This is a genomic window from Allobosea sp. GW821-FHT10B12 (assembly GCF_059415545.1).
Map to the genome: position 1 here is coordinate 807961 of NZ_JBWKNL010000001.1, position 25774 is coordinate 833734.

The 25774-nt window shown below is 66.7% G+C and carries 25 protein-coding genes; 16 read left to right on the top strand and 9 right to left on the bottom strand.

The genetic code is table 11. The features are described 5' to 3' along the window. Positions 1 to 57 precede the first annotated feature (57 nt). The gene (locus AC07O0_RS03900) at positions 58 to 414 is read right to left on the bottom strand and encodes a winged helix-turn-helix transcriptional regulator (protein ID WP_494620197.1); all 357 of its coding nucleotides are present in this window, start codon (positions 412 to 414) and stop codon (positions 58 to 60) included. 96 nt (positions 415 to 510) lie between these two features. Between AC07O0_RS03900 and AC07O0_RS03905 the strand changes: the two genes are divergently transcribed. The 5 genes from AC07O0_RS03905 (at position 511) to AC07O0_RS03925 (ending at position 5840) form a co-directional block, all read left to right on the top strand. Further along, entirely contained in the window at positions 511 to 1524 is a 1014-nt protein-coding gene (locus AC07O0_RS03905; protein ID WP_494620199.1) for a zinc-binding alcohol dehydrogenase family protein, read from the top strand. 20 nt (positions 1525 to 1544) lie between these two features. Next, positions 1545 to 2678, top strand: a complete 1134-nt coding sequence (locus AC07O0_RS03910; protein ID WP_494620201.1) for an L-dopachrome tautomerase-related protein — start codon at positions 1545 to 1547, stop codon at positions 2676 to 2678. A gap of 230 nt (positions 2679 to 2908) precedes the next feature. Beyond that, on the top strand, positions 2909 to 3325 hold the full coding sequence (mscL, locus tag AC07O0_RS03915) for a large conductance mechanosensitive channel protein MscL (RefSeq protein ID WP_126113226.1): 417 nt from the start codon (positions 2909 to 2911) through the stop codon (positions 3323 to 3325). A 153-nt stretch (positions 3326 to 3478) separates the two neighbouring features. Beyond that, positions 3479 to 4669, top strand: a complete 1191-nt coding sequence (locus AC07O0_RS03920) for a pyridoxal phosphate-dependent aminotransferase (RefSeq protein ID WP_494620203.1) — start codon at positions 3479 to 3481, stop codon at positions 4667 to 4669. A gap of 100 nt (positions 4670 to 4769) precedes the next feature. After that, on the top strand, positions 4770 to 5840 hold the full coding sequence (locus tag AC07O0_RS03925; protein WP_494620205.1) for an AbrB family transcriptional regulator: 1071 nt from the start codon (positions 4770 to 4772) through the stop codon (positions 5838 to 5840). 3 nt (positions 5841 to 5843) lie between these two features. Here AC07O0_RS03925 and AC07O0_RS03930 read toward each other — a convergent pair whose 3' ends face one another. Both AC07O0_RS03930 and AC07O0_RS03935 read right to left on the bottom strand, forming a co-directional pair. Then, the gene (locus AC07O0_RS03930; RefSeq protein WP_494620207.1) at positions 5844 to 6773 is read right to left on the bottom strand and encodes an SMP-30/gluconolactonase/LRE family protein; all 930 of its coding nucleotides are present in this window, start codon (positions 6771 to 6773) and stop codon (positions 5844 to 5846) included. A 205-nt stretch (positions 6774 to 6978) separates the two neighbouring features. After that, positions 6979 to 7884, bottom strand: a complete 906-nt coding sequence (locus AC07O0_RS03935) for a LysR family transcriptional regulator (protein ID WP_494620209.1) — start codon at positions 7882 to 7884, stop codon at positions 6979 to 6981. A 162-nt stretch (positions 7885 to 8046) separates the two neighbouring features. Between AC07O0_RS03935 and AC07O0_RS03940 the strand changes: the two genes are divergently transcribed. Genes AC07O0_RS03940 through glcF form a run of 4 tightly spaced genes read left to right on the top strand, consistent with a single transcriptional unit; the run spans position 8047 to position 12673 of the window. Next, on the top strand, positions 8047 to 9483 hold the full coding sequence (locus tag AC07O0_RS03940) for an FAD-binding oxidoreductase (protein WP_494620211.1): 1437 nt from the start codon (positions 8047 to 8049) through the stop codon (positions 9481 to 9483). Next, a complete protein-coding gene (locus tag AC07O0_RS03945) occupies positions 9480 to 10667 on the top strand; it encodes an FAD-binding protein (RefSeq protein WP_494620656.1) in 1188 nt (395 codons plus the stop codon). The genes AC07O0_RS03940 and AC07O0_RS03945 overlap by 4 nt, the downstream gene beginning before the upstream one ends. Beyond that, complete coding sequence (locus tag AC07O0_RS03950; protein ID WP_494620213.1) at positions 10667 to 11302, top strand: DUF2585 domain-containing protein; 636 nt, start codon at positions 10667 to 10669, stop codon at positions 11300 to 11302. Before AC07O0_RS03945 ends, AC07O0_RS03950 begins: the two co-directional genes overlap by 1 nt. Before the next feature lie 3 nt (positions 11303 to 11305). Continuing rightward, a complete protein-coding gene (glcF, locus tag AC07O0_RS03955) occupies positions 11306 to 12673 on the top strand; it encodes a glycolate oxidase subunit GlcF (RefSeq protein WP_494620215.1) in 1368 nt (455 codons plus the stop codon). A 6-nt stretch (positions 12674 to 12679) separates the two neighbouring features. On the opposite strand, the gene AC07O0_RS03960 is transcribed toward glcF, so the two are convergent. Continuing rightward, complete coding sequence (locus tag AC07O0_RS03960) at positions 12680 to 13381, bottom strand: DUF3053 family protein (protein ID WP_494620217.1); 702 nt, start codon at positions 13379 to 13381, stop codon at positions 12680 to 12682. 260 nt (positions 13382 to 13641) lie between these two features. On the opposite strand from AC07O0_RS03960, the gene hisS reads away from it, so the two are divergent. From hisS to AC07O0_RS03980, 4 genes are all read left to right on the top strand, one after another. Next, positions 13642 to 15216 (top strand): histidine--tRNA ligase, encoded by a 1575-nt coding sequence (hisS, locus tag AC07O0_RS03965; protein WP_494620219.1) that lies wholly within the window; start codon positions 13642 to 13644, stop codon positions 15214 to 15216. Positions 15217 to 15308: 92 nt separating this feature from the next. Further along, positions 15309 to 16415 (top strand): ATP phosphoribosyltransferase regulatory subunit, encoded by a 1107-nt coding sequence (locus AC07O0_RS03970; RefSeq protein ID WP_494620221.1) that lies wholly within the window; start codon positions 15309 to 15311, stop codon positions 16413 to 16415. A 14-nt stretch (positions 16416 to 16429) separates the two neighbouring features. Next, positions 16430 to 17407, top strand: a complete 978-nt coding sequence (gene hisG / locus AC07O0_RS03975; protein WP_494620223.1) for an ATP phosphoribosyltransferase — start codon at positions 16430 to 16432, stop codon at positions 17405 to 17407. 167 nt (positions 17408 to 17574) lie between these two features. Then, positions 17575 to 18060: an META domain-containing protein gene (locus tag AC07O0_RS03980; protein ID WP_494620225.1), complete on the top strand. Its 486-nt coding sequence runs from the start codon at positions 17575 to 17577 to the stop codon at positions 18058 to 18060. A gap of 225 nt (positions 18061 to 18285) precedes the next feature. On the opposite strand, the gene AC07O0_RS03985 is transcribed toward AC07O0_RS03980, so the two are convergent. From AC07O0_RS03985 to groES, 5 genes are all read right to left on the bottom strand, one after another. Next, the gene (locus AC07O0_RS03985; protein ID WP_494620227.1) at positions 18286 to 20385 is read right to left on the bottom strand and encodes an SbmA/BacA-like family transporter; all 2100 of its coding nucleotides are present in this window, start codon (positions 20383 to 20385) and stop codon (positions 18286 to 18288) included. A gap of 132 nt (positions 20386 to 20517) precedes the next feature. After that, entirely contained in the window at positions 20518 to 20901 is a 384-nt protein-coding gene (locus AC07O0_RS03990) for a DoxX family protein (protein WP_494620229.1), read from the bottom strand. 127 nt (positions 20902 to 21028) lie between these two features. Beyond that, entirely contained in the window at positions 21029 to 21943 is a 915-nt protein-coding gene (gene phnD / locus AC07O0_RS03995; protein WP_494620231.1) for a phosphate/phosphite/phosphonate ABC transporter substrate-binding protein, read from the bottom strand. Between the two features lie 151 nt (positions 21944 to 22094). Further along, on the bottom strand, positions 22095 to 23732 hold the full coding sequence (groL, locus tag AC07O0_RS04000; protein ID WP_494620233.1) for a chaperonin GroEL: 1638 nt from the start codon (positions 23730 to 23732) through the stop codon (positions 22095 to 22097). A gap of 47 nt (positions 23733 to 23779) precedes the next feature. Next, positions 23780 to 24067, bottom strand: coding sequence for a co-chaperone GroES (gene groES / locus AC07O0_RS04005; protein WP_137883337.1), 288 nt, complete (start codon positions 24065 to 24067; stop codon positions 23780 to 23782). A gap of 218 nt (positions 24068 to 24285) precedes the next feature. Here groES and AC07O0_RS04010 point away from each other — a divergent pair, with 218 nt between their 5' ends. From AC07O0_RS04010 to AC07O0_RS04020, 3 genes are all read left to right on the top strand, one after another. Beyond that, on the top strand, positions 24286 to 24756 hold the full coding sequence (locus AC07O0_RS04010; protein ID WP_494620235.1) for a MarR family winged helix-turn-helix transcriptional regulator: 471 nt from the start codon (positions 24286 to 24288) through the stop codon (positions 24754 to 24756). Between the two features lie 71 nt (positions 24757 to 24827). Beyond that, positions 24828 to 25313, top strand: coding sequence for a PaaI family thioesterase (locus tag AC07O0_RS04015; RefSeq protein WP_494620237.1), 486 nt, complete (start codon positions 24828 to 24830; stop codon positions 25311 to 25313). 38 nt (positions 25314 to 25351) lie between these two features. After that, entirely contained in the window at positions 25352 to 25771 is a 420-nt protein-coding gene (locus AC07O0_RS04020; protein ID WP_494620239.1) for a DUF1801 domain-containing protein, read from the top strand. Positions 25772 to 25774: the final 3 nt, after the last annotated feature.

Below are 25774 nucleotides of genomic sequence, written 5' to 3' on the forward strand. Positions count from 1 at the left end.
ATCGCCGGCAAACCTATCGCCGCCGCGCCATTGCCGCCATCGGTCTTTAGGCCGGTTTCAGGCTGCTGTCTGGACCTGCGTCAGCCGTTCCAGCCGCCGCGCTCCCCAGGCATGCATGGCGCGGACGATCTCTTCGAGCGAGCGGCCTTCGTCCGTGAGGGCGTAGTCGACGCGCGGCGGAACCTGCGCATAGACGGTGCGGGTCACGAGCCCGCACTCTTCCAGCTCGCGCAATTGCCGGGTGAGCATGCGCTGCGTCGCGCTCGGCAGCTTCCGGCGGATCTCGTTGAAGCGCAGCGTGCCCGAGAGCAGGTGATAGATGATCACGCCCTTCCACTTGCCGTCGATCAGGTCGAGCGTCGCCTCGACCGGGCAGCCGGCGGCGCAGTCGTAGCGTTTCTTCGTCTTCAGCATCCGACAGTATCCATTGTGATACTACTGGTCCGATTTGTGCGTATTGCAGCTCAGGAGCCTATCAGTATTTCTCGGCCTTCAACAGGAGATATTCCGATGAAGGCCGTTGGCTACCGCGCATCCCATCCGATCGAGCATGCCGAAGCGCTGCTCGATCTCACGCTCGCCAAGCCGGCGGCGGCCGGCCGCGACCTGCTGGTTCGGGTCGAGGCGGTCTCGGTCAATCCGGTCGACACCAAGATGCGCTGGCGCTCGCAGCCCGAGCCGGGCAGCGTGAAGGTCCTCGGCTGGGACGCTGCCGGCATCGTCGAGGCGGCTGGCCCCGAGGCGAGACTGTTCAAGCCGGGCGACAAGGTCTTCTACGCCGGCGCGATCGGCCGCTCGGGCACCAATGCCGAATATCATCTGGTCGACGAGCGTATCGTCGGGCGCCGGCCGGCTTCGCTTTCGGTCGCGGAAGCCGCGGCGCTGCCGCTGACCGCGATCACCGCCTGGGAGATGCTGTTCGACCGGCTCGACATCCGCAAGCCGGTGCCGGGAGTGGCGAATGCGCTCCTCATCATCGGCGGCGCCGGTGGCGTTGGTTCGATCGCGATCCAGCTCGCCAGGCAGCTCAGCGACGTCACGGTGATCGCGACCGCCTCGCGGCCGGAAACACAGGCCTGGGTCAGGGAGCTCGGCGCCGACCATGTCGTCGACCACACCAGGCCGCTGGCCGCCCAGGTCGCCGCACTCGGCATCGGCGCGCCAGCCTTCGTCTTCTCAACCACCCAGACCGACCGGCATTTCGACGAGATCGTCGAGCTGATCGCGCCGCAGGGCCGCTTCGGCCTGATCGACGATCCCGAACCGATCGATGTGATGAAGCTCAAACGCAAGAGCGTCTCGCTGCACTGGGAGCTGATGTTCACGCGCTCGCTCTTCGGCACTGCCGACATCGAGGCCCAGCATGTGCTGCTCAACGAGGTCAGCGCCATGGTCGATGCCGGCAAGCTCAGGACCACGCTCGGCGAGCATTTCGGCAGGATCGACGCCACCAATCTCAAGCGCGCCCATGCCCTGCTCGAAAGCGGCAAGGCCAAGGGCAAGATCGTCCTTGAAGGCTTCTGAAAGAAGGGGAGGAAAGAACAATGCGCGTTGTCGTCAAGGTTGCGATCGCGGCCGGATTCCTCGTGGCACCCCATGCTGCGCGAGCCCAGCAGCCGGCTGAACCGGTGAAGGCCGAAATCTTCGCCGAATTACCCCAGGCGGTCGGCAACATCACCTTCACGCCGGACAAGCGGGTGATCTTCAGCCACCACCCGTTCTTCGCGCCGGACATCCGCGTCGCCGAGCTCAACCCGGATCGCAAGTCGTTCAAGCCGTTCCCGGATGCGAGCTGGAACACGCCTCGGCCGGGTACCGACCGCTATCTCGACAGCGTGCTCGGCCTGCGCGGCGACGAGAACGGCATCATCTGGCTGATGGATATGGGGCAGCGTACGCCGCTGACGCCCAAGATCGTCGGCTGGGACGTGAAGCGCAACCGGCTGCACCGGATCTACTATATCCCGGCCCCGGCTTCGCTACCGGAATCGCAGCACAACGACTTCGTCGTCGACCTGAAGAACCGCAAGTTCTACATCGCCGACGAAGGCATCGGACCGGGCGGCGACGGCAGCAAGGCGGCGCTGGTCGTGGTCGACATGGACACCGGCGCGGCGCGCCGTGTGCTCCAAGGCCATGCCAGCACGCTGCCGGAAAATCGGCCGATCACGGTCGAAGGCAAGGATCTCACCGTGCCTGGCAAGGACGGCAAGCCCGCCGTGATCAAGGTCGGCGCCGACGGCATCGCGGCTGATAAGGATTTTACCTGGCTCTATTTCGCGCCGCTCAATGGCACGAGCGTCTATCGCCTGCGCATCCCCGACCTGAACGATGAGCGTCTCAGCGATGCCGGGCTCAGCGGCAAGGTCGAGCGCTACGCGGCCAAGCCGAACAATGGCGGCTTTTCGCTCGACGCCAGGGGCAATCTCTACCTCACCGAGGTGGAGGCGAAGGCGGTCGGCGTCATCCCCGCCGATGGCCGCCAGTACCGGCGTTTCGCCGCGCACGAGGGACTGCACTGGCCCGATGGCGTCAGCTATTCGCCCGACGGTTTCATGTATGTCTCGGCCGCACAGCTCGCCCAGGCCGCCGTGTTCAACGATGGCAAGGGCCTCAACAAGCCACCCTATTACATCTTCCGCTTCAAGCCCTTGGCGCCGGGCCGAATCGGGCACTGAAGGGAAAACGAACGCTGCGGCAGGGCTGGAATCCCTGCCGCAGCGTTCGTTGTCATCTCGACTTGGCATTAGGATATTCGGAGCCTGAAACCGGTGTTTACCCGGTGAAAGGCCGAGGAAAACGGCCCGAAAGCGGTTTCCTCTGCCGCCGCAGATGATCTAGCTTGCCGCGGGGGCGGCATTGCGCAGCGTGATGCCGAAGACTGGCCAGGCATTCGGAAAGGCGCGCTATGATCAAGGAATTCAAGGAATTTGCCCTGAAGGGTAATGTCGTCGATCTCGCCATCGGCGTGATCATCGGCGCGGCTTTCGGCAAGATCGTCGAATCGCTTGTCGGCGACATCATCATGCCGCTGATCGGCGCGATCGGCAGCGTCGACTTCTCCAATTACTTCATCGGCCTCAACAGCGCCGTCACCGCACCGGTCCTCGTCGATGCCAAGAAGCAGGGCGCCGTCCTCGCCTATGGCAGCTTCCTCACCATCGCCGTCAATTTCATGATCATCGCCTTCGTGCTGTTCATGGTCGTCAAGGGGATCAACCGCCTCAAGCGCAAGGAAGCGGCCAAGCCCGCCGAGCCCGCGCCGCCTGCGCAGGACGTCGTGCTGCTCGGCGAGATCCGCGACCTGCTGAAGCAGAAGGCCTGACGTCTTCCCGGGGCGCGCCGGAACCTCCGAGCGCGCTCCGCGATCCATCACCGCGACCGATCGGGTCGATCTCGTCAATTCATGCCGCCGCGACGCTTTCTGCGTTAGATTGGCCTGCATGTTTCTCGCGACGGATCGCCCGAAGGATCGCCCATGAACATGCACGCACCGGCCGGCACCAGCCTGATCGCGGACCTGCGCCCCGAGGCACGCAATGCGCCCGAGAGCGGTATCGTCGAGGTCGTCAATCACGGCCGGCTCAAACCCGGGCTGATCCCGCTCTGGGTCGGTGAGGGCGACTTGCCGACGCCCGAATTCATCGTCCGCGCCGCCAACAAGTCGCTGGCCGATGGCGAGACCTTCTACACCTGGCAGCGCGGCATTCCGGAGCTGCGCGAGGCATTGGCGCGCTACCACACCGCGCTCTATGGCCGTCCTTTCAATATGGACCGTTTCTACGTCACCGGCTCGGGCATGCAGTCGGTTCAGATCGCGGTCCGGCTGATCGCGGGCGTCGGCGACGAATTGATCATCCCGACTCCGGCCTGGCCGAATTTCGCTGCTGCCATGGGCGTCGCCGGCGCCAATCCGGTCTGTGTACCGATGGAGTTCAAGGACGGGCGCTTCACGCTCGACCTCGAAAAGCTGGAAGCCGCGATCTCGCCGCGCACCCGCGCCTTCGTCATCAACTCGCCGGCCAACCCGACCGGCTGGACGGCGACGCGTGACGAGCTCGCCGCCATCCTCGCCATCGCCCGCAAATACGGCATCTGGATCATCGCCGACGAGATCTATGCCCGCTTCGTCTATGACGGCTCGCCGCGCGCTGCTTCCTTCCATGATGTGATGGAGCAGGAGGACCGCGTCCTCTTCGTCCAGACCTTCTCGAAGAACTGGGCGATGACCGGCTGGCGCGTCGGCTGGATCGAGGTCCCGCCGGCCTTCGGCCAGATCGTCGAGAACCTGATCCAGTATTCGACCTCCGGCTCGCCGGTCTTCGTCCAGCGTGCCGCCATCGCGGCGCTGGAGGAGGGCGAGCCCTTCGTCGCCGAGCAGATCGCCCGCGCCACCGAAGGGCGCCGTATCGTCGCCGAGGGGCTGAAGGCGACCAATCGCGTCAACTTGCAGGCACCCGACGGCGCCTTCTACCAGTTCTTCAGCGTCGATGGCTGGACCGATTCCCGCAAGCTCGCGATCGAACTGGTCGACACGGCCAATGTCGGCCTGGCGCCGGGCACCGCCTTCGGCCCCGGGGGCGAGACTGGTCTGCGCTTCTGCTTCGCCCGCAAGGCCTCGGACCTCGTCGAGGCGGTGGCTCGGCTGCAGAAGGCGCTGACGGGCTGACCGCCAGTGTCATGCCCCGAATGCGCGCGGGGCGTTTGACCTGAGGACTGGCGGCCGGCATTGATGCCGCGGTGCGCAGTCATGGCGCATCACGAGCCTCATGCCTGTTCCGAGCTACGTCCCCTATCATCTGCGAACCCTGTCGCGCGAAGCGGCGGTGATCGCCTGCGCGGCGGTCGGTGGCACGCTCTTCGCCTTGCTCGACGTGCCGGCCGCCTGGCTTTCCGGCTCGATGCTGCTGGTTTCGATCCTCGGGATCACCCGGCCGCTGCCTGATCTGCGCCGTCCCTGGTTCGATTCGACCATGGTGATGTCGGGCGCGCTGATCGGCTCGGCGGCGACGCCCGAAGCGCTCGCCGCGACGGCGCGTTATCCCGGCTCGCTGCTGGTCCTCGTGGTCGGCCTCCTCGCGATCATGCTGGCGACGGGCGCCTATCTGCGCTTCGTCGCACGCTGGAGCTGGATCGACTCGCTGCTCGCGGCCGCGCCCGGCGCGCTCTCGGCCGTGATCTCGGTGGCGCAGGACAAGGGCGCCAATATCGGCCGCATCGCCGCGATCCAGCTCTTCCGCATCCTCGTCCTGGTCGCGGTCCTGCCCAGCATCATGAAGTTGAGTAGCGGCGGGCCGCTCGCTCTGCCGCCTCCGGTCGCAATCGCGAGCGTCGGCGATATGGCGCTGCTGCTCGGCAGCGGTCTCGTCACCGGGCTGGTCTTCGAGCGGATCGGCATCACCGCGCCCTTCATCCTCGGCGCGACCCTGGCGAGCGCCGTGCTGCACGGCACCGGCCTCGTTCACGGCACCATGCCGCCGGAGATCGCGATCGCGGTGATGGTGATGCTCGGCGCCGCCATGGGCGGGCGTGTCTCCAATCTCAAGCGCAACGAGATCGCGGCGCTGTTCCCGCTCGCGATCGGCGGCTTCGTCGTTTCGATGGCAGTCGCCTTCGCCTTCGCCTGGCCGGCGGCCTGGCTTGCCGGCGTGCCCTATGCCAGTGCCATGGCCGCCTTCGCGCCGGGCGGGCTCGAGGCCATGGCGATGCTCGCCTTCGCCATGGGGCTCGATCCGCTCTATGTCGGCGCGCACCATCTGGTGCGCTTCATGCTGCTCGGGCTGCTGATGCCCTTCCTCGTCGGCTGGGTGAAGCCCGAGAAGCCGAGCGGCGAGAGCTGAACCTCAGGCCACGCCGTTTGTGTGGGTCATCAGCGAATAGAGCGAGGTCGTGCCGCAGATGAACAGGCGGTTGCGCTTCGGCCCACCGAAGCAGAGATTGGCCACCACCTCCGGCACCAGAACCTTGCCGATCAGCGTGCCGTCCGGATCGTAGACATGGATGCCGTCGGCGGCGCTGCTCCAGAGCCGCCCGGCAACGTCGAAGCGGAAGCCGTCGAACAGCCCGTTGGTGCAGGTCGCGAAGACCGAGGAAGCGCCGAGCGTCCTGCCGTCGCCGGTCACCGCGAGCTTGCGGATATGGCGCGGCCCGTTCTGCGGGTCATGGCTCGCGCCGGTGTCGGCGATGTAGAGCGCGCTCTCGTCGGGCGAGAAGGCGAGCCCGTTCGGCTTGACGAAATCGTCGGCGACGATGGTGACGTCGCCACTCTGCGGATCGATGCGATAGACATTGCAGCGGCCGATCTCGCTTTCGGCCTTGTCGCCCTCATAGTCGGTCAGGATGCCGTAATCGGGATCGGTGAACCAGATCGAGCCGTCCGACCTCACCACCACGTCGTTGGGTGAGTTCAGCCGCTTGCCCTGGTAATGGCTCGCCAGCACGGTGACCGAGCCGTCATGCTCGGTGCGTGTCACCTGCCGCCCGCCATGCTCGCAGGTCACGAGCCTTCCCTGCCGGTCGACGGTGTTGCCGTTCGAATTGCGCGCCGGCTGACGGAAGGTGCCGACCTGGCCGGTGAGCGCGTCGTAGCGCAGCATCCGGTCGTTCGGGATGTCCGACCAGACCAGCGTCTGGTGTGCCGGGAACCAGGCCGGGCCTTCCGACCAGCGCGCCCCGGTCCACAGCCGCTCCATCCGGGCCGAGCCGGGCACGATCCGATGGAAGCGCGGGTCGAGCACCTCGACGCGAAAGCCCTCGATGAAGCCGAATGTCATGCCTGTCCTCCCTGGTGGCGCGGGAGGATCGACGATTGGAATGGCAGAGGCAATCGCGGGAGACACAAGGGGAGCATGTCCGGGCGTCATTCTCGGGCGAAGCGAAGCGCGGACCCGAGAATCTCGTGACGAGAAGGCGTCGATCGGGCCTCTTCCGGTCTGAGATGCTCGAGTCTTCGCCCGAGCATGACGCCAACTTTAAACTCTACAGCGCCAACCCCTCGTCCCAGTAAGGCGTCGCCCCATAGAGCTCTGCCAGATAATCGACGAAGGCGCGCACCTTCTGTTCCATGTGCCGGCGGCTCGGGTAGACCGCATAGACAGCGACACGCTTGCCGACCGAATAGGCCGGCAGCACCCTGGTGAGCGCGCCCGATTTCAGCTCCGGCCCGACATCCCAGGTCGAGCGCAGGGCGATGCCGACGCCGGCGAGCAGGGCCTCACGCACCACCTCGCTGGAATTGGTCCGCAGCGGCCCGTTGAGCCGGACAGTGACCTGCCCTTCCGGTCCGTCGAGCCGCCACTGGTCGGCATTGTGGGCGACGAGCGTGTGGCGCGACAGGTCCTCGATCGTCTCGGGCGTCCCATGGGCGGACAGATAGTCAGGCGTTGCACAGAGCACGCGATGGTTCGGCGCCAGCCGCTTCGCCACCAGGCTGGAATCGCGCAGGTCGGCGATCCGCACCGCGAGATCGAAACCCTCCGCGATGATGTCGACGAACCCGTCGCTCAGGATCAGCTCGACATTCACCGCAGGGTTGGCGTCGAGGAAGGGTTTGAGATGCGGTGCGACATGCATGCGCCCGAACGAGGTCGGCGCCGAGACGCGCAAGGTTCCGCGTGCCTGGCCGGCGCCGCTGGCGACCCAGGCCTCGGCTTCCTCGATCGAGCCGAGGATCGACACCACCCGCTCGTAGAAGCCCTGGCCGGCCTCGGTCAGCGACAGCTGGCGCGTGGTGCGCTGGAGCAGGCGGACGCCGAGCCGGTCCTCCAGGCGGCGGATGCGCTTGGAAATGACGGCCGGCGAGAGGCTGAGCTCGCGGGCGGCAGCGGACATGCTCCTCGCCGTGACGACATGGGCGAAGACGTCGAGGTCGCCGAACCGGTCCATGCGCCCACCATCTTTTCCGTTTTGGAAATAATCATGCACGTTACTCGCGCTGCGTCGCATGTGGAAGTATTCTAGAGTCGCATGGGACTCGGGGTAGGTGTGCATGCCGGGCGCTACCGTCCGGCGGGGCGCGCGTGGGACAAGGTGAGTGGAGGATTGGCCATGAGTGCGATCGCTTTTCCGGCGCCCGATGCCGGCATCCTCGCCCGCCGCGACGCCATCCTCGCCGGTCTCGCGCCGCTGGTTGCACCGGATGCGCTGATCACCTCCGAGGACGAGCGGCGTCCCTACGAGACTGATGCGCTGACCGCCTATCGCCGCATGCCGCTGGCCGTGGTGCTGCCCTCGACCACGCAGGAGGTCGCGGCGGTGCTGCGCTACTGTTCCGAACAGGGCGTGCCGGTCGTGCCGCGCGGCGCCGGCACCTCGCTCGCCGGCGGGGCGATCCCGCAGGAGGATGCGGTGGTGATCGGCGTCTCCAAGATGAACCGCATCCTCGAGATCGACTACGCCGATCGCACGGCCAAGGTGCAGGCCGGCGTCACCAACCTCGCCGTCACCGGCGCCGTCTCGGCCGATGGCTTCTTCTATGCACCTGACCCGTCCTCGCAGCTCGCCTGCTCGATCGGCGGCAATATCGGCATGAACTCCGGCGGCGCGCATTGCCTGAAATACGGAGTCACCACCAACAATGTGCTCGGCGTCACGCTGGTGATGCTGGATGGGAGCATCGTCGAGATCGGTGGCGGCCATCTTGATTCTCCCGGCTACGACCTGCTCGGCCTGATCGTCGGCTCGGAAGGCCAGCTCGGCATCGTCACCGAAGCGACGGTGCGCATCCTGCGCCAGGCGGAAGGCGCGCGGCCGGTGCTGTTCGGCTTCCCGACCAGCGTCGAGGCGGGTGCTGCCGTCGCCGCGATCATCGGCGCCGGCATCATCCCGGTGGCGATGGAGTTCATGGACAAGCCGGCGATCGAGATCTGCGAGGCTTTCGCCCATGCCGGCTATCCGATGGATTGCGGCGCGCTGCTGATCATCGAGGTCGAGGGCTCGGAGGCCGAGATGGACGCCCAGCTCGCCCGCATCGTCGCGATCGCCCGGGAGCACGGCGTCGGCACGGTCAAGGAGAGCAAGTCAGCGATGGAGACGGCGGCGATCTGGAAGGGTCGCAAATCCGCCTTCGGCGCGACCGGCCGTATCGCCGACTATATCTGCATGGACGGCACGATCCCGACCGGGCAATTGCCCTTCGTGCTCGAGCGCATGGACGAGATCATCAAGGGCTATGGCCTGCGCGTCGCCAATGTCTTCCATGCCGGCGACGGCAATCTGCACCCGCTGATCCTCTACAATTGCAACGACGCGGTCGAGGCGCAGAAGGCGGAGGATGCCGGCAACGACATCCTCAAGCTGTGCGTCGAGGTCGGCGGCTGCCTGACCGGTGAGCACGGCGTCGGCATCGAGAAGCGCGACCTGATGAGCGTGCAGTTCAACGAAGCCGATTTGCACCAGCAGCAGCGGGTCAGGGCGGTGTTCGATCCGCGCTGGCTGATGAACCCGGCGAAGGTGTTTCCGCTGGAAGGGCGGATCGCAGCCTGATGCTCCACACCCCCACCACAGAGGCGCAGGCCTGCGCCGTCGTCGCATCGATCGTCGAGGCGCGTGTTCCGCTCGCCATCCGTGGCGGCGGCACGCGCACGGGGCTCGGCCGGCCGGACAACGCCGTCAGCACCATCTCCAGCGCTGGGCTCGCCGGCATCACCCTCTACGAGCCGGCCGAGATGGTGATCGGCGCCAAAGCCGGCACGCCGCTGAAGCTGATCGAAGAGACGCTGGCGAACCGAGGCCAGATGCTGCCCTTCGAGCCGATGGACCACCGCGCTTTGTTCGGCAGCGAGGGCGAGCCGACGATAGGCGCCATCGCGGCCGGAAATATCTCCGGCCCGCGCCGGATCAATGCCGGCGCCGCCCGCGACTCGCTGATCGGCATCAAGCTGATCAATGGCCGCGGCGAGCTGGTGAAATCGGGCGGGCGGGTGATGAAGAACGTCACCGGCCTCGACCTGGTGAAGCTCGTCTCCGGCAGCTTCGGCACGCTCGGCTTCCTGACCGAGGTGACGTTCCGCGTGCTCCCGCGGCCAGAGCGCGTGGTGACGCTGATCTGGGAAGACCTCGCCGACGAGGCGGCGGTGGCGCTGCTCTCGGGCGCGCTCGGCTCGCCCTTCGAGCCAATGGCGGCGGCGCATCTGCCGGCCGGGATCGGCGCCGAGCAGGCGCGCACCTTGCTCAGGCTGGAGAATTTTTCCGCCTCGATCAGCTATCGCGCCGCGGAGCTTGCCCGCCTGCTCAAGGCCCATGGCCGGCCCGAGCTGATCGAGGGGCGCCCCTCCGACGCGCTCTGGCGCGAAGTGCGCGATGCCGCCTTCTTTGCCGGCACGCGGGAGGCCGTCTGGCGGCTCTCTCTCGCGCCAGGCAACGGGCCGAAGGCGACTGCCGCGATCGCGCGAACCGTGCCAGGCGCGCGCTGGTTCTATGATTGGGGCGGCGGCCTCGTCTGGCTCGCTGTGCCTGCCGATGGAGATGCCGGAGCAGCCGCGATCCGCGCAGCGCTGAAGCCGCTCGGCGGCCATGCGACGCTGGTCCGGGCGCCCGATGCGGTACGGGCTGCGGTTCCCGTCTTCGAGCCGCTGTCCAAGCCGCTGATGCGGGTGAGCGCCGGCATCAAGAAGAGCTTCGATCCGGAGGGCGTGTTCGAGCCCGGCCGGATGTATGCGGGGATCTGATGGCGCTCGCTGAATCGCTTTCTTCCACTGCGTCCTCGGCGCGAACGCGCTGGGCGCCCGGCCGCCTCGGCCCCGGAGCCATCGCGGTGCTGGCCGTGTTGTTGACCGCAGGCGCGGCGGCGATCCTGCTCTGGATGGGCCGCGAGCCGATCTGCAAATGCGGGACGATCAAGTTCTGGCAGGGCACGGTGATGTCCTCCGAGAACTCCCAGCACATCGCCGACTGGTACACCTTCTCGCACATCATCCACGGCTTCCTGTTCTACGGCCTGTTCTGGCTGATCCGGCGGGTCACCGGCCTGCCGCTCTCCGTCGGCCTCGCCCTGCTGCTCGCCATCGTGCTGGAGAGCGCCTGGGAGATCACCGAGAACACCGATGCGGTGATCAACCACTACCGCACGGCCACGATCTCGCTCGATTATTACGGCGACAGCGTCCTGAATTCGGTGAGCGACATCCTCGCCATGGCGCTCGGCTTCCTGTTCGCCTGGTTCGCGCCGGTCTGGATCACGGTGTCGGGCGCGCTGGCGATGGAGCTGGTCGTCGGCTGGCTGATCCGCGACAACCTCACCCTCAACGTCATCATGCTGCTCTGGCCGATGGACTGGATCAAAGCCTGGCAGGGCGGAGCCTGAGCGATGCAGACCAATTTCACGCCCGAACTCCTCGCCTCCGATCCGCGCCTGCCGGCCTCCGAGAAGATCCTGCGCACCTGCGTGCATTGCGGCTTCTGCACCGCGACCTGCCCGACCTATCTCCTGCTCGGCGACGAGCTCGATTCCCCGCGCGGGCGCATCTACCAGATCAAGGACATGCTGGAGAGCGGCAAGCCGGCGAGCCCGGACGTGGTCAAGCATGTCGACCGCTGCCTCTCCTGCCTCTCCTGCATGACGACCTGCCCCTCGGGCGTGCACTACATGCACCTGGTCGACCATGCCCGCGCTCATATCGAGGAAACCTATGAGCGGCCGGTTGCCGACCGGACGCTGCGGGTTATTCTCTCGGCGATCCTGCCCTATCCCGACCGCTTCCGCCTCGCCATGCTCGCCGCTCGGCTCGGCAAGCCGCTCGCGGGGGCGCTCGGGACGCTGCCCGTCATCGGCGCGCGGCTGAAGGCGATGTTGGCGCTGGCGCCCTGGAGCCTGCCGGACCGCTCGGCGATGGAGGGGCCGGCCTCCTTCCCGGCGCAGGGCGGACGGCGCAAGCGCGTCGCCATTCTCTCCGGCTGCGCCCAGCCGGTGCTCGATCCCGGCATCAACGAGGCGACGATCCGCCTGCTCACCCGCCACGGCGTCGAGGTGGTGCTGCCCAAGGGCGAAGGCTGCTGCGGCGCGCTCGTCCACCATATGGGCCGCGAGCATGACGCGCTCGCCTTCGCCCGCGCCAATATCGACGCCTGGATGGCGGAGATCGAGGGCGAGGGGCTCGACGCCATCCTGATCACGGCCTCGGGCTGCGGCACCACGATCAAGGATTACGGCTTCATGTTCCGGGCCGATGAGGCCTATGCCGAGAGGGCGGCGAAGGTCGCTGCCTTGGCCAAGGACGTGACCGAGTTCGTCGAGACGCTGGAGCTGACCCCGACCCGAAGCTTCGACCTCACCGTCGCCTATCATTCGGCCTGCTCGATGCAGCATGGCCAGCAGCTCAAGGATGGGCCCAAGCGCCTGCTGGCGCGCGCCGGCTTCCGGGTGAAGGAGGTGCCGGAGGGGCATATCTGCTGCGGCTCGGCCGGCGTCTACAACATCCTCCAGCCGGAGATCGCCGGACAATTGCGCGAGCGCAAGGTCGGCAACATCCAGCGCACCAAGCCGGATCTCGTCGCCACCGGCAATATCGGCTGCATCACCCAGATCGCGAAGGGTTTCGCCGATCGCGGCGCGGCGACGCCGATCCTGCACACCGCCGAACTGCTCGACTGGGCGACCGGCGGCCCGCTGCCTGCAAGGCTGGCGAAGGCCGGGATCGGGGAGGAGGTTCCGGCTGGCGTCGTCGCGGCGGAATAGGCCCGTTCAGTTTCCGTAGACCATCTGCCGGAGCTTCTGCTGGGCGGCTGTCATCGCCGACTGCTTGGCGTTCATCGCGGTGATCGCCGCCTGCACCCGGTTGCGCAGCGCCGGGTTGCGCACATCGACCTGCGAACCACTCACCCGGACCGCCGCCTTGTTGGCTTCGATCAGATCGGCGAGAGCAAGGATCGCGGCGAAGGTCTCGTCCGTCACCGGAAAGACCTCGCGGACGGTCGCGGCCGGCTCGGTCACCAGCTTCTGGTAGGCGCTGGCATAGACCTTGGCGAGGTCCTCCGGCTGCTTCAAGGCTGCGCGCTCGCTCTCGGCAGCAGCGAGCGCAGCGTCGAGCGCCTGGCGGATTTGGGTGAAGCCGGCGCGTACCGCCGCGATCTCGCTCTTGCGCGCGACCACGTCCTCGATCGAGCGCGGTGCGGCCTTGGCGGTCGCTTCCTGCATCGGCTTGCCGACCGTCGCATTCATGCGCTCATGGAAGCGCAGGATCACCGCATAGTGGCCGGCATAGTCGCCGAAGGATTTCTGCTTCTCGGCATCAGGGCGCGGCAGGCGCACGCCCGGGCGCGCCAGGATCTCGGCCTGCAGGAAGCCGATGAAGGCCTTGCGCTGGTCGGGCTCGCTCGGCCCGCAGGCCGCGAGCAGCAGTGCCGCGAACAGGCATGCCAGCAGGTTGCGCAATCCGACCCGCATCCATCCATTCCTCGCGCCGCGGCCGGAGACTAGAGCCGGATCCGATAAGATTGCATCAATCCGATCGCTGAATCCGCCTCTGACTTTAGTATCAGAGACTGCTCGCCGGTCGGGTTCCGAGGCAAGCCGACCGGCGAGCGGTCTGTAGTGCGCGATTATGGCCACGGCTAGCCGGATTGCGGCCGCTGCGCTTGCCCCTGGCGGCCGTCCGGTCTAACCCGCTCGAACATCAATAAGCGTTTACTTACCGAGCTCCCATCATGTCCGCCGACAAGTCCGCCCCTGCCAAGCTGAAGGCCCGCCAGCCGCGCGGTTTCGTCGATCGCGGCCCGGCCGATGTCGCCGCCACCGAGCGCATGCTCGCCGTGATCCGCGAGAGCTTCTCGCTCTATGGCTTCGACCCGGTCGAGACACCCTTCGTCGAATACACCGACGCGCTGGGAAAATTCCTGCCGGACCAGGACCGCCCGAACGAGGGCGTCTTCTCCTTCCAGGACGATGACGAGCAGTGGCTCTCGCTGCGCTATGACCTGACCGCGCCGCTCGCCCGCTATGTCGCCGAGAATTTCGACGCGCTGCCAAAGCCCTATCGCAGCTATCGCGTCGGCTACGTCTTCCGCAACGAGAAGCCCGGGCCGGGGCGCTTCCGCCAGTTCATGCAGTTCGACGCCGACATCGTCGGCTCAGGCACGGTCGCCGGCGATGCCGAGATTTGCATGCTCGCCGCCGACACCATGGAGAAGCTCGGCATCAAGCGCGGCGACTATGTCGTCAAGGTCAACAACCGCAAGGTGCTCGACGGCGTGATGGATGCAGCCGGCATCGAACAGGGCACGCGTTTGACGGTGCTGCGTGCGATCGACAAGGCCGACAAGTTCCCGCTCGAAGAGGTCGGCAAGCTCCTGCGCGATGGGCGCAAGGACGAGAGCGGCGATTTCACCAAGGGCGCGGGCCTGTCCGATGCACAGGCGGATACGATCCTGCGCTATCTCGCCGTCGGCCAGCGGCTGGCTGATCTCGGCAAGTCGACAGCCTCCGACAGCGCCAAGTCGGCCGAGTTGTCTGCCGAGGCCGTCGCGGAACTGCGCAAGCTGGTCGAAGGCGCCGAGAACGGCGTGGCCGGGATCGAGGAACTCGAACAGATCAGGGAGCTTGTCACCGCGGCGGGGTATCTCGGCCGCGTCATCATCGACCCGTCGATCGTCCGCGGCCTCGAATACTACACCGGCCCGGTCTACGAGGTGGAGCTGACCTTCCCGGTCACCAATGAGGACGGGCAGGTCGTGCGCTTCGGCTCGGTCGCAGGCGGCGGGCGCTATGACGGGCTGGTCGGCCGCTTCCGGCCCGAGCCGGTGCCGGCGACCGGCTTCTCGATCGGCGTCTCCCGGCTCTATTCGGCGCTGAAGGCGGTGAAGTCGCCGATCGTCGATGCCAGGAACGAGCTGCCGCTCGTCGTCGTCACCGCGATGGATAACAAGTCGCCGGAGTTCATGCCGGCCTACCAAGCCTTTGTCGCACAGCTCCGGCAGGCCAAGGATGGCGAGGGCAGGGCGCTCTGCCGGGCCGATCTCTATCTCGGCTCGTCCGGCTTCAACGCCCAGATGAAATATGCCGACCGCCGCGGCGCCGCCTGCGCGGTGATCCAGGGCTCCTCCGAGCGCGAGGCCGACACGGTGGTGATCAAGGACCTGATCCTCGGCGCCGAGCTCGCCGCAGCGGGCCGCGACGTGAAGGACTCCGCCGAGCACAAGGAACGGCAGGCGCAGGCACAGTTCTCCGTGCCGGCGGGCGAGCTGGTCGACGGGGTGAAGCGGGTGCTCGGGCGCTACGCCTGATTCCCGTTCACCCAATTCCCTAAAAACCGTCGAAAATCGCGGGCGTCCCTGCTAGTACGGCGCCGCAACAGGGTTTTTGTAAAGTGCCGGCCATGCGCTCAAAGCTCGAGACCGTGATCGCGCCGTTCGAGCGCGAGGGCTATCGGCGCGCCGAGCCGGCGATCCTGCAGCCGGTCGAGCCCTTCCTCGATCTCTCCGGCGAGGATATCCGCCGCCGCATCTTCCTGACGCAGGACGATGACGGGCGCGAATGGTGCCTGCGGCCCGAATACACCATCCCCGTCGCGCTGGCGCATATCGCAGCCCATGCCAGCGAGCCGGCGTCCTACGCCTATGCCGGCCCGGTCTTCCGCATGCGCGGCGCAAACGAGCCGAGCGAATTCGCGCAGGCGGGCTTGGAATCTTTCGGCCGCACCGATTTCGCTGCCGCCGATGCCGAGATCATGGCGCTGACCGTCGAATCCGCCGCGGCACTCGGCCTGACCCGGCCGCGCCTGCTGATGGGCGACGTCGCGCTCCTCACCACGCTGCTCGACCGGCTCGGCGTGCCGCAGGCCGCGCGCCGCCGGCTGATGCGCGCGGTCGCGCAGGGCAAGGGCGCCGATGCCGTCGCCGCGCTCGAGCCGCCGGTCAACGAGGTCGAGCACGCTCACGCCGGGCTGCTCAAGGCGCTGGAAGGCCAGGACCCCAAGGCGGCCCGCGCCTTCGTCGAGGACGTGCTCTCGATCGCCGGCATCTCGACGGTCGGCGGCCGCTCGGCCGGCGACATCGCCGAGCGCTTCCTGGCCCGGGCCGCCGAGCGCGACAACCCGGTCAATGGCGAGGCGAGCGGCGTGATCGCGCATGCGCTGGCGATCGGTGGTGATCCGGACGGTGCCTCCGCCGCCTGGCGCAAGCTCGCCGGCGAGGCTGAGCTCGACCTTGCTGCCGCGCTCGACGCCTTCGACGAGCGCACCGGCTTCCTCGCCGCGCGCGGCGTCGATGTCGCCAGTATCTCCTTCTCCGCGGGGTTCGCCCGCAATCTCGACTACTACACCGGCTTCATCTTCGAATTGCACGATCCGGCCCGGCCGGATCTGAAGCCGATCGCCGGCGGCGGCCGCTATGACGGCGTGCTGCAGCGCCTCGGTGCGCCTGCGCCGGTGCCGGCCGTCGGCGCCTCGCTCTGGCTCGACCGCCTGGCGGGAGGCAAGGCATGAGTGGGGCGGAGACAATGACGAACGACGCGCCGCTGGTTCTCGCCGTGCCCTCCAAGGGGCGGCTGCAGGAGAACGCCACCGCCTTCTTCGGCCGTGCCGGGCTCTCGTTCGTGCAGGCACGCGGCCAACGCGAGTACCGCGCCCAGATCGCCGGACTCGGCGGGGCCGAGGTCGCCTATCTCTCGGCCTCCGAGATCGTCGCGCAGCTTTCCTCCGGCGCCGCCCATCTCGGCATCACCGGCGAGGATCTGGTGCGCGAGCAAGTCGCCGACGCCGATGCCAGCATGGTGCTGCTGGCGCCGCTCGGCTTCGGCCAGGCCAATGTCGTCGTCGCCGTGCCGCAGGCCTGGATCGATGTGCGCACCATGGCCGATCTCGACGACGTCGCGGCGACCATGCGCGCCCGTCACGGCCGCAAGCTGCGCGTCGCCACCAAATACGTGAACCTGACGCGGCGTTTCTTCGCCAGCCACGGCCTCGCCGATTATCGCATCGTCGAGAGCCTGGGGGCGACCGAGGGGGCTCCCGCCGCTGGCACCGCCGAGATCGTCGTCGATATCACCACCACCGGCGCGACGCTCTCCGCCAATGCGCTCAAGGTACTCGACGACGGCGTGATCCTGGCCTCGGAGGCCAACCTCGTCGCCTCCGTGCGTGCGCCCTGGAGCGAACAGGCTCGGGATGCCGCCGCAGCGATCTTGTCGCGCATCGCGGCCGAGGAGGAAGCGCGCTCGCTGCGTGAGGTTCGCGCCGTGCTCAACGCCGTCTCGCCGCAGCGGCTGGGCGAGATCGCGCATCGGCTCGGTGCGCGACTGCCATTCGGCGCAGCCGGTGGTGACGGCGTCGTCACGCTGCATTGCCCGCGCAAGGCGGTGTTCCCGCTGGTCGAGGAACTGGGCAAGGCGGGGGCGGACGACATCACCGTGCGCACGCTCGACTATGTCTTCCGCCGCTCCAATCCGTTGCTCGAGCGGCTGCTGGCGCGCATCTGACGCGCCGGATTCCCGACGCAATGTCCGGGTAACCAGCCAAGGCGAAGCGATTTCGGTGCAAGTCGTACCAAAAGCGGTGCGATCGAGACTTGCGCTCGCCACCGCGATCGGTGCAGTGGAAAGCGTCGGTTCTCCGTCGCGCTCTTTCCAATCGGGGTCTGGACCAGTTGAATACGCAGTCGCGCCTTGGCCTCCTGGCCGCCCTCGCTCTCTCCCTGTCGCCGATGCTGGTGACTGATGCGCTTGCCCAGCGTCGCCAGCAGATGCCACCTCGTGGCGAGCAGCCGGGAGGGGAGGCTCCGCCGCCGCGGCAGCAGGAGAAGAACTTTCCGTTCGACGCCTCCTGGACCATCCTGCAGATGAACGGCAAGCCGGTCACCGGCTATCGCGCCACGCTGAAGGTCGATTCCAATCTGCGCGGCACCGGCTTCGGTGGCTGCAACACCTTCTCGGCCTCGGCCTATCCGCTGCGCCAGCAGGGCTTCGCGGTAGGCCCGCTCGCAGTGACCAAGATGGCTTGCGACAAGGGCGCCTCGGATTTCGAGCGCAGCTATCTGATGGCGCTGCGCACCGCCCGGCAGTGGGATATCGTCGAGGGCCGCCTCGTCATCAAGACGGCGAGCGGCGAGATCCGCTTCGACCGCGGGATCTGACGGGCGAGATTCCTGCCGTTCCGGACAGGCCGGCAGCCTGAGCCTGGGAGTTCGGGGCCAGGGCGCTGTTCCGCCATGTGGTGCTCGCCCCTGTGGCGAGCAGCCATGTCCTGAACACCGCGTTCGATCTGTGACATGAAGACGTGGATGGTCGGGACAAGCCCGACCATGACGCTATGGCTACAGGCTCGCACCTTTGGTGGAGCCTGAGCAGCCCTTGTTCGCTTACCCAGCCTCCGCCATGGCCTTCGCCTTCGGACTGAAGGTGCCGTCGGCATTCTTCTCCATCGCGATCAGCTCGTCGTGCATGGCGCGCAGCGTCGAGCGATGACCGATCGAGACGATGCTGGTCTGCGGCAGCTCGCGCCGGATCACCTCGTAGATCTCGCCTTCCAGCTTCTCGTCGAGCGAGGCAGTGGCCTCGTCGAGGAAGAGCCAGTCGGGCTTGGCCAGCAGGGCGCGCGCCACCGCGAGACGCTGCTGCTCGCCGCCCGAGAGGCGCTGGCCCCAGAGATCAATCTCGTCGAGCCGCTCGGTGAGATGGCCGAGCTTCACCTTCTCCATTGCCGCATGGATGTCGGCGTCGCTGAACGCGTCCGGCTCTGACGGATAGGCGAGCGCGGCACGCAGGGAGCCCTGCGGCAGATAGGGCCGCTGCGGCAGCACCAGCATGCGCTGCCCTTCCGGCGTCACGACCTTGCCCTCGCCGAACGGCCAGATGCCGGAGAGCGCGCGGAACAGGGTCGACTTGCCGGACCCGGAGGGGCCGATGACCAGCGTCGAATGCCCGGCAGGCAGTGTGAGGTTCGAAGCCTGCACGATCGGTTGTCCGTTCGGCAGGTTGAGCGCGAGCGTCTCGATCGTCGCGTCCTTGACCGGCTGCTCGACGATGTCGATTGCGGCGCCTTCGCCGCCCGCGCCTTGCGCCTCCGCCGTGGCGATCGCCTGCTCGAAGGTGGTCAGGCGGTTGATCGAGGCCAGATAGGAGGCGATCGACTGGTAGCTGTTGATGAAGAAGGACATCGCCGTCTCGACCCGGCCGAAGGCCGAGGACACCTGCGTCAGCACGCCGAACGCGATCGCGCCGGCGAAGTAATAGGGCGCCAGCAGCACGAAGGGGATGACGACGTTGGCCTGGTTGTAGGACAGGGTGAAGGTCGTCAGTTTCAACCTGCGCCAGAGCAGTCGATAGAAGTTGTCGACGATGCCGCCGAAGGTCTCGCCGAGATGGCGCCGCTCGGCAGTCTCACCGCGCATCAGCGCGATCTGTTCGGAGTATTCGCGCAGGCGCGCCAGGGCGAAGCGGAAGTTCGCCTCGCGCCGCTCCTGTTCGAACTCTAGCCCGATCAGCGGCTTGCCGATCAGATGAGTTATCCAGGTCGCAATCGCGGCATAGATCAGCGTCGCCCAGAAGATGAAGCCTGGGATGACGATGTCGGTGCCGGGAACGGTGATGGCGACTGGAATCGACCAGAGGATGATCGAGAACGAGACCAGCGTTGAGACCTGTGTGATCAGCGTCAGCGAGAAGCTGTAGGTCTGATTCAGGAAGGCGCGGGTGTCTTCCGAGATGCGCTGGTCGGGGTTGTCGGCCGTGCCGGCGAGCGAGATGCGGTAATGGTTGCCATTACCGAGCCAGCGCTTGTTGTATTCGGCCGCCATCCACTCGCGCCAGCGGATCAACAGCACCGAGTTGGCAACGGTCTCGATCAGCACGCTGATGACCGAGACGGCAGCCCAGACGCAGAAGACGTTGATGAGCTGTTCCCAGAAGGCCGGCGCATTCTTCTCCTGCAGGGCGTTGTAGAAATCCCGATAGAAGAAGTTGATGCGCAGTGAGATGCCGACCTGCGCCTGGTTGAGCACGATCAGAAAGACAACGAGCGCGACAGCGAAGGTGCCGAGCCGCATCCGGTAGCGGCCGAATGGCCCGAGATTGGCGATCTGCGGCTCGGACGATTCGAAATAGGGCGAGGCGATGCGGGCGATGCGCTGTACCACCGGGACGAACGAAACCAGGTAGATCAGGATGCCGAAGACGGCGACGGTCGTGCCGAGGCTCGCCGGCGGCGCGGCCGCCTGCCAGGCGGTGGGCCAGAGGCCGAGTTGGGCCAACAGCGCGCCGGCGCCGAAGATCACGTATTCAGTTCCAAAGATGCCGGAGAAGATCTTCAGGAAGAATGGGATCGCGGTCGCCCGGAACGTCGCGAAGGCGAGCAGGACGCCGATCACGCCGAGGCCGAGGATGCCCGTACTCCCGCTTTGCTGGCCGACCACGAGCGCGATCACGGCGAGCGCGGCGATGGCGAAACTCAACAGGCGCATGGCGTCGTCCTTGTCGGGGAATCAGCGCAGGAGCCGCGCTGCATAGGAGAGAGCTTTGTAGATCAGCCCTGCGCACAAAAAAGGCCCGGCTCAAGGCCGGGCCGCGCTTTTTCAGCGTTTTGTGATGGGCCTTCAGTCCTTGTCGACCGAATAGGCGCCCGCGCCGGCCGCGAACAGCACGAGGAAGCCGCCGGCGACGGCGAGGTTCTTCATGAACAGCAATTGCTGCATCGGCTGGGCCCAGTTCATGTGGAACAGCACCGAGGCGGCGATGGTGAAGGCGAACAGGGCCAGCGCCGCGAGACGGGTCTTGTAGCCCACGACGATCATCAGTCCGCCGACCAGTTCGACGATGATGACGAGCGGCAACAGGATGGCCGGAACGCCGGCCGAGCCCATATAGGCTTGCGTGCCGGCATAGCCGTTGATCTTGGACCAGCCGCCGAGCACGAACATCAGGGCGAGCAGGATGCGGCCGACCAGCTTGGCGGCATCGCCCAGGGCAGGGTTGTTCATGGAAAGGACCCCCGAAAGCAGGGCGCGGCAGGATGCCGCACCTATCGCGATCTAGGGCCTACAACCAAAGTCGATGCAAGCCTGCGGAGCCTCTTCCTTGTGCAAAGCTGCGATTGCCAGATTCGGCTCAGCCGCCCGGCTTCTGCTTGCGCCGCGCTTCCAGCTCCTCGGTGACGGCGATGACGTCGAGATAATCCTCATGCCTGGCGGGCGCGTAGCGCGATACTTGCCCGTCGGTGAAGGTCTTGAACACCTCGGGGGCCTCGTCCTTCATCGCCATCATCGCTGCGACGAACGCATCCTTGAGTGCCTGCGGCAGGTTCGCGCGCGTCGAGAACGGGCTCGCCGGAATGAGCGGCGAGGTCCAGATCACGCGGGTCGCTCCGGCGGGGACCATGTTGCGCAGCACCAGCCGCTGCACGACGCCGGAGTTCTCGTTGACCTGATAGGTCGCGACGCCATCGAACTGGCCCCGGACCAGCGCCAGCACCGAATTATCGTGGCCGCCGGAGAAGACGGTGCCGCTGAAATGGGCCTGCGGGTCGAAGCCCTGCCTGCGCAGGAAATAGGCGGGGAAGGCGAAGCCCGAGGTCGAGTTCGGATCGGCGAAGGCGAAGCTCTTGCCCTTGAGGTCGGCGATCGAGCGATAGGGGCTGTCGGCGCGCACGACAACGACCGAGTAATAGCCCTCCTGGCCGTTGTTATCGACGTCACGGAACAGCGGCTGCAGCTTGTCGCCGAGGACGCGCCGGCCGAGCGAATAGACCGCCGGCCCGAAGCGGGCGAATTCGAGCTGGTCGGCGCGCATCGCTTCGACCAGCCCGGCATAGTCGCTGACCCGGTAGAGCTTCACCGGCACGCCGAGCTTCTGTGTAAGGTAATCGACCACCGGCTGGTTTCGCGCGACCGCGGCCGCCTCGTTCTCCGCCGAGGAGACGCCGAAGCGCACCTCCTTGATCGCCTGCCGCCAATCCTGCTGAGCGAGGGCGGGCAAGACGAGGCTCGAAGCGGAGCCGGCGAGCAGCAGGCGGCGGGTGATCATGACCGGGGCTCCCAAGGAACCCCGATCTGATCAGCAGGCGGCGTCAGCGCCGTTACGAAGCGATGTCGGTTGCGCGACGCGCCGGCAAACGAAAAAGGCCCGGCGTAAGCCGGGCCTCCGTAGTGTTCGCAAAGGCGAGGGCTGGACTTCCTCAGAAGTCCATGCCGCCCATGCCGCCGCCGCCCATCGGGGGCATCGGGGCGTCCTTCTTCGGCGCCTCGGCGATCATCGCCTCGGTGGTGATCAGCAGGCCGGCGATCGAAGCCGCGTCCTGGATCGCCGTGCGCACGACCTTGGTCGGGTCGATGATGCCGGCCTTGACCAGATCGCCGTACTCGCCGGTCTGGGCGTTGTAGCCCCAGGCGTAGTCCTTCGACTCCAGCAGCTTGCCGATCACGACCGCGCCGTCATCGCCGGCGTTGTCGACGATCTGGCGGGCCGGGGCCGCGATCGCCTTGCGGACGATCTCGACGCCGGTCTTCTGGTCGTCGTTCTGGGTCTTGATGCCCTTGACCGAGGACAGGGCGCGCAGGAGTGCAACGCCGCCACCGGGAAGGATGCCTTCTTCCACCGCAGCGCGGGTGGCGTTCAGGGCATCGTCGACGCGGTCCTTCTTCTCCTTGACCTCGACCTCGGTCGCGCCGCCGACGCGGATAACCGCGACGCCGCCGGCGAGCTTGGCCAGGCGCTCCTGCAGCTTCTCACGGTCGTAGTCCGAGGTGGTCTCCTCGATCTGCGCCTTGATCTGCGAAACGCGGCCCTCGATGTCCTTCTTCTTGCCGGCGCCGTCGATGATCGTGGTGTTCTCCTTCTCGATGCGCACCTTCTTGGCGCGGCCGAGCATGTTGAGCGTCACGGTCTCGAGCTTGATGCCGAGGTCTTCCGAGATCATCTGGCCGGCGGTCAGGATCGAGATGTCCTCGAGCATGGCCTTGCGGCGATCGCCGAAGCCCGGAGCCTTGACGGCCGCGACCTTCAGGCCGCCACGGAGCTTGTTGACGACGAGCGTGGCAAGAGCCTCGCCCTCGACGTCCTCGGCGATGATCAGGAGCGGCTTGCCGGTCTGCACGACGGCCTCGAGGATCGGCAGCATCGCCTGGAGCGACGACAGCTTCTTCTCGAAGATGAGGATGTAGGGGTCCTCGAGCTCGGCGACCATCTTCTCGGCGTTGGTGATGAAGTAGGGCGAGAGATAGCCACGGTCGAACTGCATGCCCTCGACGACGTCGAGCTCGGTCTCGGCGGTCTTGGCTTCCTCGACGGTGATGACACCCTCGTTGCCGACCTTCTGCATTGCGGTCGAGATCATCTTGCCGACCGACTCGTCGCCGTTCGCCGAGATGGTGCCGACCTGCGCGACTTCCGCGTTGGAGGTGACCTTCTTGGAGTTCTTCTTGAGGTCGGCGACGATGGCCTCGACGGCCAGGTCGATGCCGCGCTTCAGGTCCATCGGGTTCATGCCGGCCGCAACCGACTTGGCGCCTTCACGGACGATCGCCTGGGCGAGCACGGTGGCGGTGGTGGTGCCGTCGCCGGCATGGTCGTTCTGGCGCGAAGCGACTTCGCGGACCATCTGAGCGCCCATGTTCTCGAACTTGTCGGCGAGCTCGATCTCCTTGGCGACGGTGACGCCGTCCTTGGTGATGCGCGGCGCGCCGAACGACTTCTCGATCACGACGTTGCGGCCCTTGGGACCGAGCGTGACCTTCACGGCGTTGGCGAGGATGTCCACGCCGCGCAGCATCTTGTCGCGGGCGTCGGTGGAAAAGCGAACTTCTTTGGCAGCCATGAGACTACTCCTGATTGAACTCTACGGACGGGTGGGCGTCAGGCTGCTCAGCCGACGATGCCCATGATGTCGGATTCCTTCATGATCAGGAGATCCTGGCCGTCGATCTTGACCTCGGTGCCGCTCCACTTGCCGAAGAGGACGCGATCGCCCTTCTTGACATCGAGCGCAACCAGCTTGCCGGCATCGTCGCGGGCACCGGCGCCGACGGCGACAACCTCGCCCTCCTGGGGCTTTTCCTTGGCGGTGTCGGGGATGATGATGCCACCCTTGGTCTTCTCCTCGCCATCAAGGCGACGGACCACAACGCGGTCATGCAGCGGACGGAACTTCATGGTTCTGTCTTCCTCTCGGATCATATTCTGGACGGGCTCGTGACCGGCCCGCGATAAGGGTCTGTTAGCAGTCTCACCTGGTGAGTGCTAATCGACATCGCGGAGATAGGCGTGGGGTCTGCCGGAGTCAAGGAAAGCGCCGCGCAAAAGGTGAACGCGACGACGGGCCGCCGATCAGCGCTGCTGCGGCGGCAGCCTAAACCGGTTATCGTGGCGAGATGACGACGCCCGCGCCCGATCTCCATCTCGACGACATAGCCCGCTCCTGCGTGGTGCTGCATGTGCGCATGACGGCGCGGGCCGTGACCCGCGCCTATGACGAGGCGATGCGGCCGAGCGGCCTGAAGATCACCCAGTTCGTGCTGCTCTCGGCGCTCTCGACCGGCGCCTGGCGTTCGGTCACCGAGCTCGCCGACCGTTTCGCGCTGGAGCGGACCTCGCTGACGCGCAACCTGCAACTGCTCGCCGCCGAGCAACTGATCGAGCCGGTCGACTGCAAGGGCCGGGCGTTGACCTATGCCGTGACGGAGAAGGGCCGTGCCGCGATCGAGGCGGCGATCCCCTATTGGCGTGCAGCGCAGGAGCGGATCGAGGGCGGACTCGGCCAGGAGCGCTGGAGCGAGACGCGCGACAATCTGAAGGCGATCCGGCGGGCGGCGAGGCAGGTGGGCGAAACTCAAGCCGGCTGAACGCGGCTTGACCTGAATGACGCGATCCGATCTTTATCGTGCATCTACACGATAAAGATCGGAGTTCCCGCATGTCCCGCCAGGTTGGTGTCGTCAGCCGTGATGTCCTGCTCGCGGAGGACGGCGCGTCCTTCCTGCGCGGGATGATCGAGGGCCGCCATCCCGGCCCGCCCTTCGCCGATGCGATGGATTTCGACCTGGCCGAGGTCGATGAGGGCAGGGTGGTCTTCGTCGGGACACCCTCGCCGCGCTTCTTCAACCCGCTCGGCACGATCCATGGTGGCTGGACCGCGACGATCCTCGATTCCGCCATGGCCTGCGCCGTGCATTCGACGCTGCGGGTCGGCGAAGGCTACACCACGCTGGAGATGAAGCTGAACTATGTCCGCCCGGTCATGCCCGGCAGCGGGCCGGTGCGCTGCGAGGGCAGGCTGATCCATCGCGGCGGCTCGGTCGCGACCAGCGAGGGCAAGCTGGTCGACGCGCAGGGCAAGCTGTTGGCGCACGGGACGGAGACCTGCATGATCTTCGGTGCGAAGGCGGGAGCGGGGCGCTGATCGGAGCAGCCGCACCTGCTGGTTGGCAGGAGCGGCTCGTGAGATTTGCGCCATTCACCGACATGGCCGTCGAGGCGAAATACCGGTCGCTGCCGGAGCTCCTGCGGTTGCCCATGCTGCGCCTGCGTCAGACGATCCTCGACGTTGCAGCCGCGACCCCTGAGATCGGCGCGCTGACGGAGACGCTGAAATGGGGTGAGCCCGCCTGGCTGCCCGAGCGGCCGAGGACCGGGACGACCGTGCGGGCGGACGCGCTGAAAGGCTCGGCGACGCATTACGCGCTCTACGTCCATTGCCAGACGAGCCTGATCGATACGTATCGGCGTCACTATCCCGACCAGTTCAGCTATGACGGCAACCGCGCACTGATCTTCGCCGTCGGCAGCGAGCCACCGGCTGAGCCGTTGGCGCACTGCATCGCACTCGCTTTGACCTATCACCGCTGGGCGAAGCGCTGACGC

Coding starts and splice junctions, on each gene's coding strand:
- hisS (WP_494620219.1), top strand. CDS start 13,642: ATGTCCGCCGACAAGTCCGCCCCTGCCAAGCTGAAGGCCCGCCAGCCG.
- AC07O0_RS03970 (WP_494620221.1), top strand. CDS start 15,309: ATGCGCTCAAAGCTCGAGACCGTGATCGCGCCGTTCGAGCGCGAGGGC.
- groL (WP_494620233.1), bottom strand. CDS start 23,732: ATGGCTGCCAAAGAAGTTCGCTTTTCCACCGACGCCCGCGACAAGATG.
- AC07O0_RS03910 (WP_494620201.1), top strand. CDS start 1,545: ATGCGCGTTGTCGTCAAGGTTGCGATCGCGGCCGGATTCCTCGTGGCA.
- AC07O0_RS03960 (WP_494620217.1), bottom strand. CDS start 13,381: ATGCGGGTCGGATTGCGCAACCTGCTGGCATGCCTGTTCGCGGCACTG.
- AC07O0_RS03950 (WP_494620213.1), top strand. CDS start 10,667: ATGGCGCTCGCTGAATCGCTTTCTTCCACTGCGTCCTCGGCGCGAACG.
- AC07O0_RS03985 (WP_494620227.1), bottom strand. CDS start 20,385: ATGCGCCTGTTGAGTTTCGCCATCGCCGCGCTCGCCGTGATCGCGCTC.
- AC07O0_RS04015 (WP_494620237.1), top strand. CDS start 24,828: ATGTCCCGCCAGGTTGGTGTCGTCAGCCGTGATGTCCTGCTCGCGGAG.
- AC07O0_RS03940 (WP_494620211.1), top strand. CDS start 8,047: ATGAGTGCGATCGCTTTTCCGGCGCCCGATGCCGGCATCCTCGCCCGC.
- phnD (WP_494620231.1), bottom strand. CDS start 21,943: ATGATCACCCGCCGCCTGCTGCTCGCCGGCTCCGCTTCGAGCCTCGTC.
- AC07O0_RS03990 (WP_494620229.1), bottom strand. CDS start 20,901: ATGAACAACCCTGCCCTGGGCGATGCCGCCAAGCTGGTCGGCCGCATC.
- groES (WP_137883337.1), bottom strand. CDS start 24,067: ATGAAGTTCCGTCCGCTGCATGACCGCGTTGTGGTCCGTCGCCTTGAT.
- AC07O0_RS03925 (WP_494620205.1), top strand. CDS start 4,770: ATGCCTGTTCCGAGCTACGTCCCCTATCATCTGCGAACCCTGTCGCGC.
- AC07O0_RS03920 (WP_494620203.1), top strand. CDS start 3,479: ATGAACATGCACGCACCGGCCGGCACCAGCCTGATCGCGGACCTGCGC.
- hisG (WP_494620223.1), top strand. CDS start 16,430: ATGACGAACGACGCGCCGCTGGTTCTCGCCGTGCCCTCCAAGGGGCGG.
- AC07O0_RS04010 (WP_494620235.1), top strand. CDS start 24,286: ATGACGACGCCCGCGCCCGATCTCCATCTCGACGACATAGCCCGCTCC.
- mscL (WP_126113226.1), top strand. CDS start 2,909: ATGATCAAGGAATTCAAGGAATTTGCCCTGAAGGGTAATGTCGTCGAT.
- AC07O0_RS03905 (WP_494620199.1), top strand. CDS start 511: ATGAAGGCCGTTGGCTACCGCGCATCCCATCCGATCGAGCATGCCGAA.
- AC07O0_RS03935 (WP_494620209.1), bottom strand. CDS start 7,884: ATGGACCGGTTCGGCGACCTCGACGTCTTCGCCCATGTCGTCACGGCG.
- glcF (WP_494620215.1), top strand. CDS start 11,306: ATGCAGACCAATTTCACGCCCGAACTCCTCGCCTCCGATCCGCGCCTG.
- AC07O0_RS03930 (WP_494620207.1), bottom strand. CDS start 6,773: ATGACATTCGGCTTCATCGAGGGCTTTCGCGTCGAGGTGCTCGACCCG.
- AC07O0_RS03900 (WP_494620197.1), bottom strand. CDS start 414: ATGCTGAAGACGAAGAAACGCTACGACTGCGCCGCCGGCTGCCCGGTC.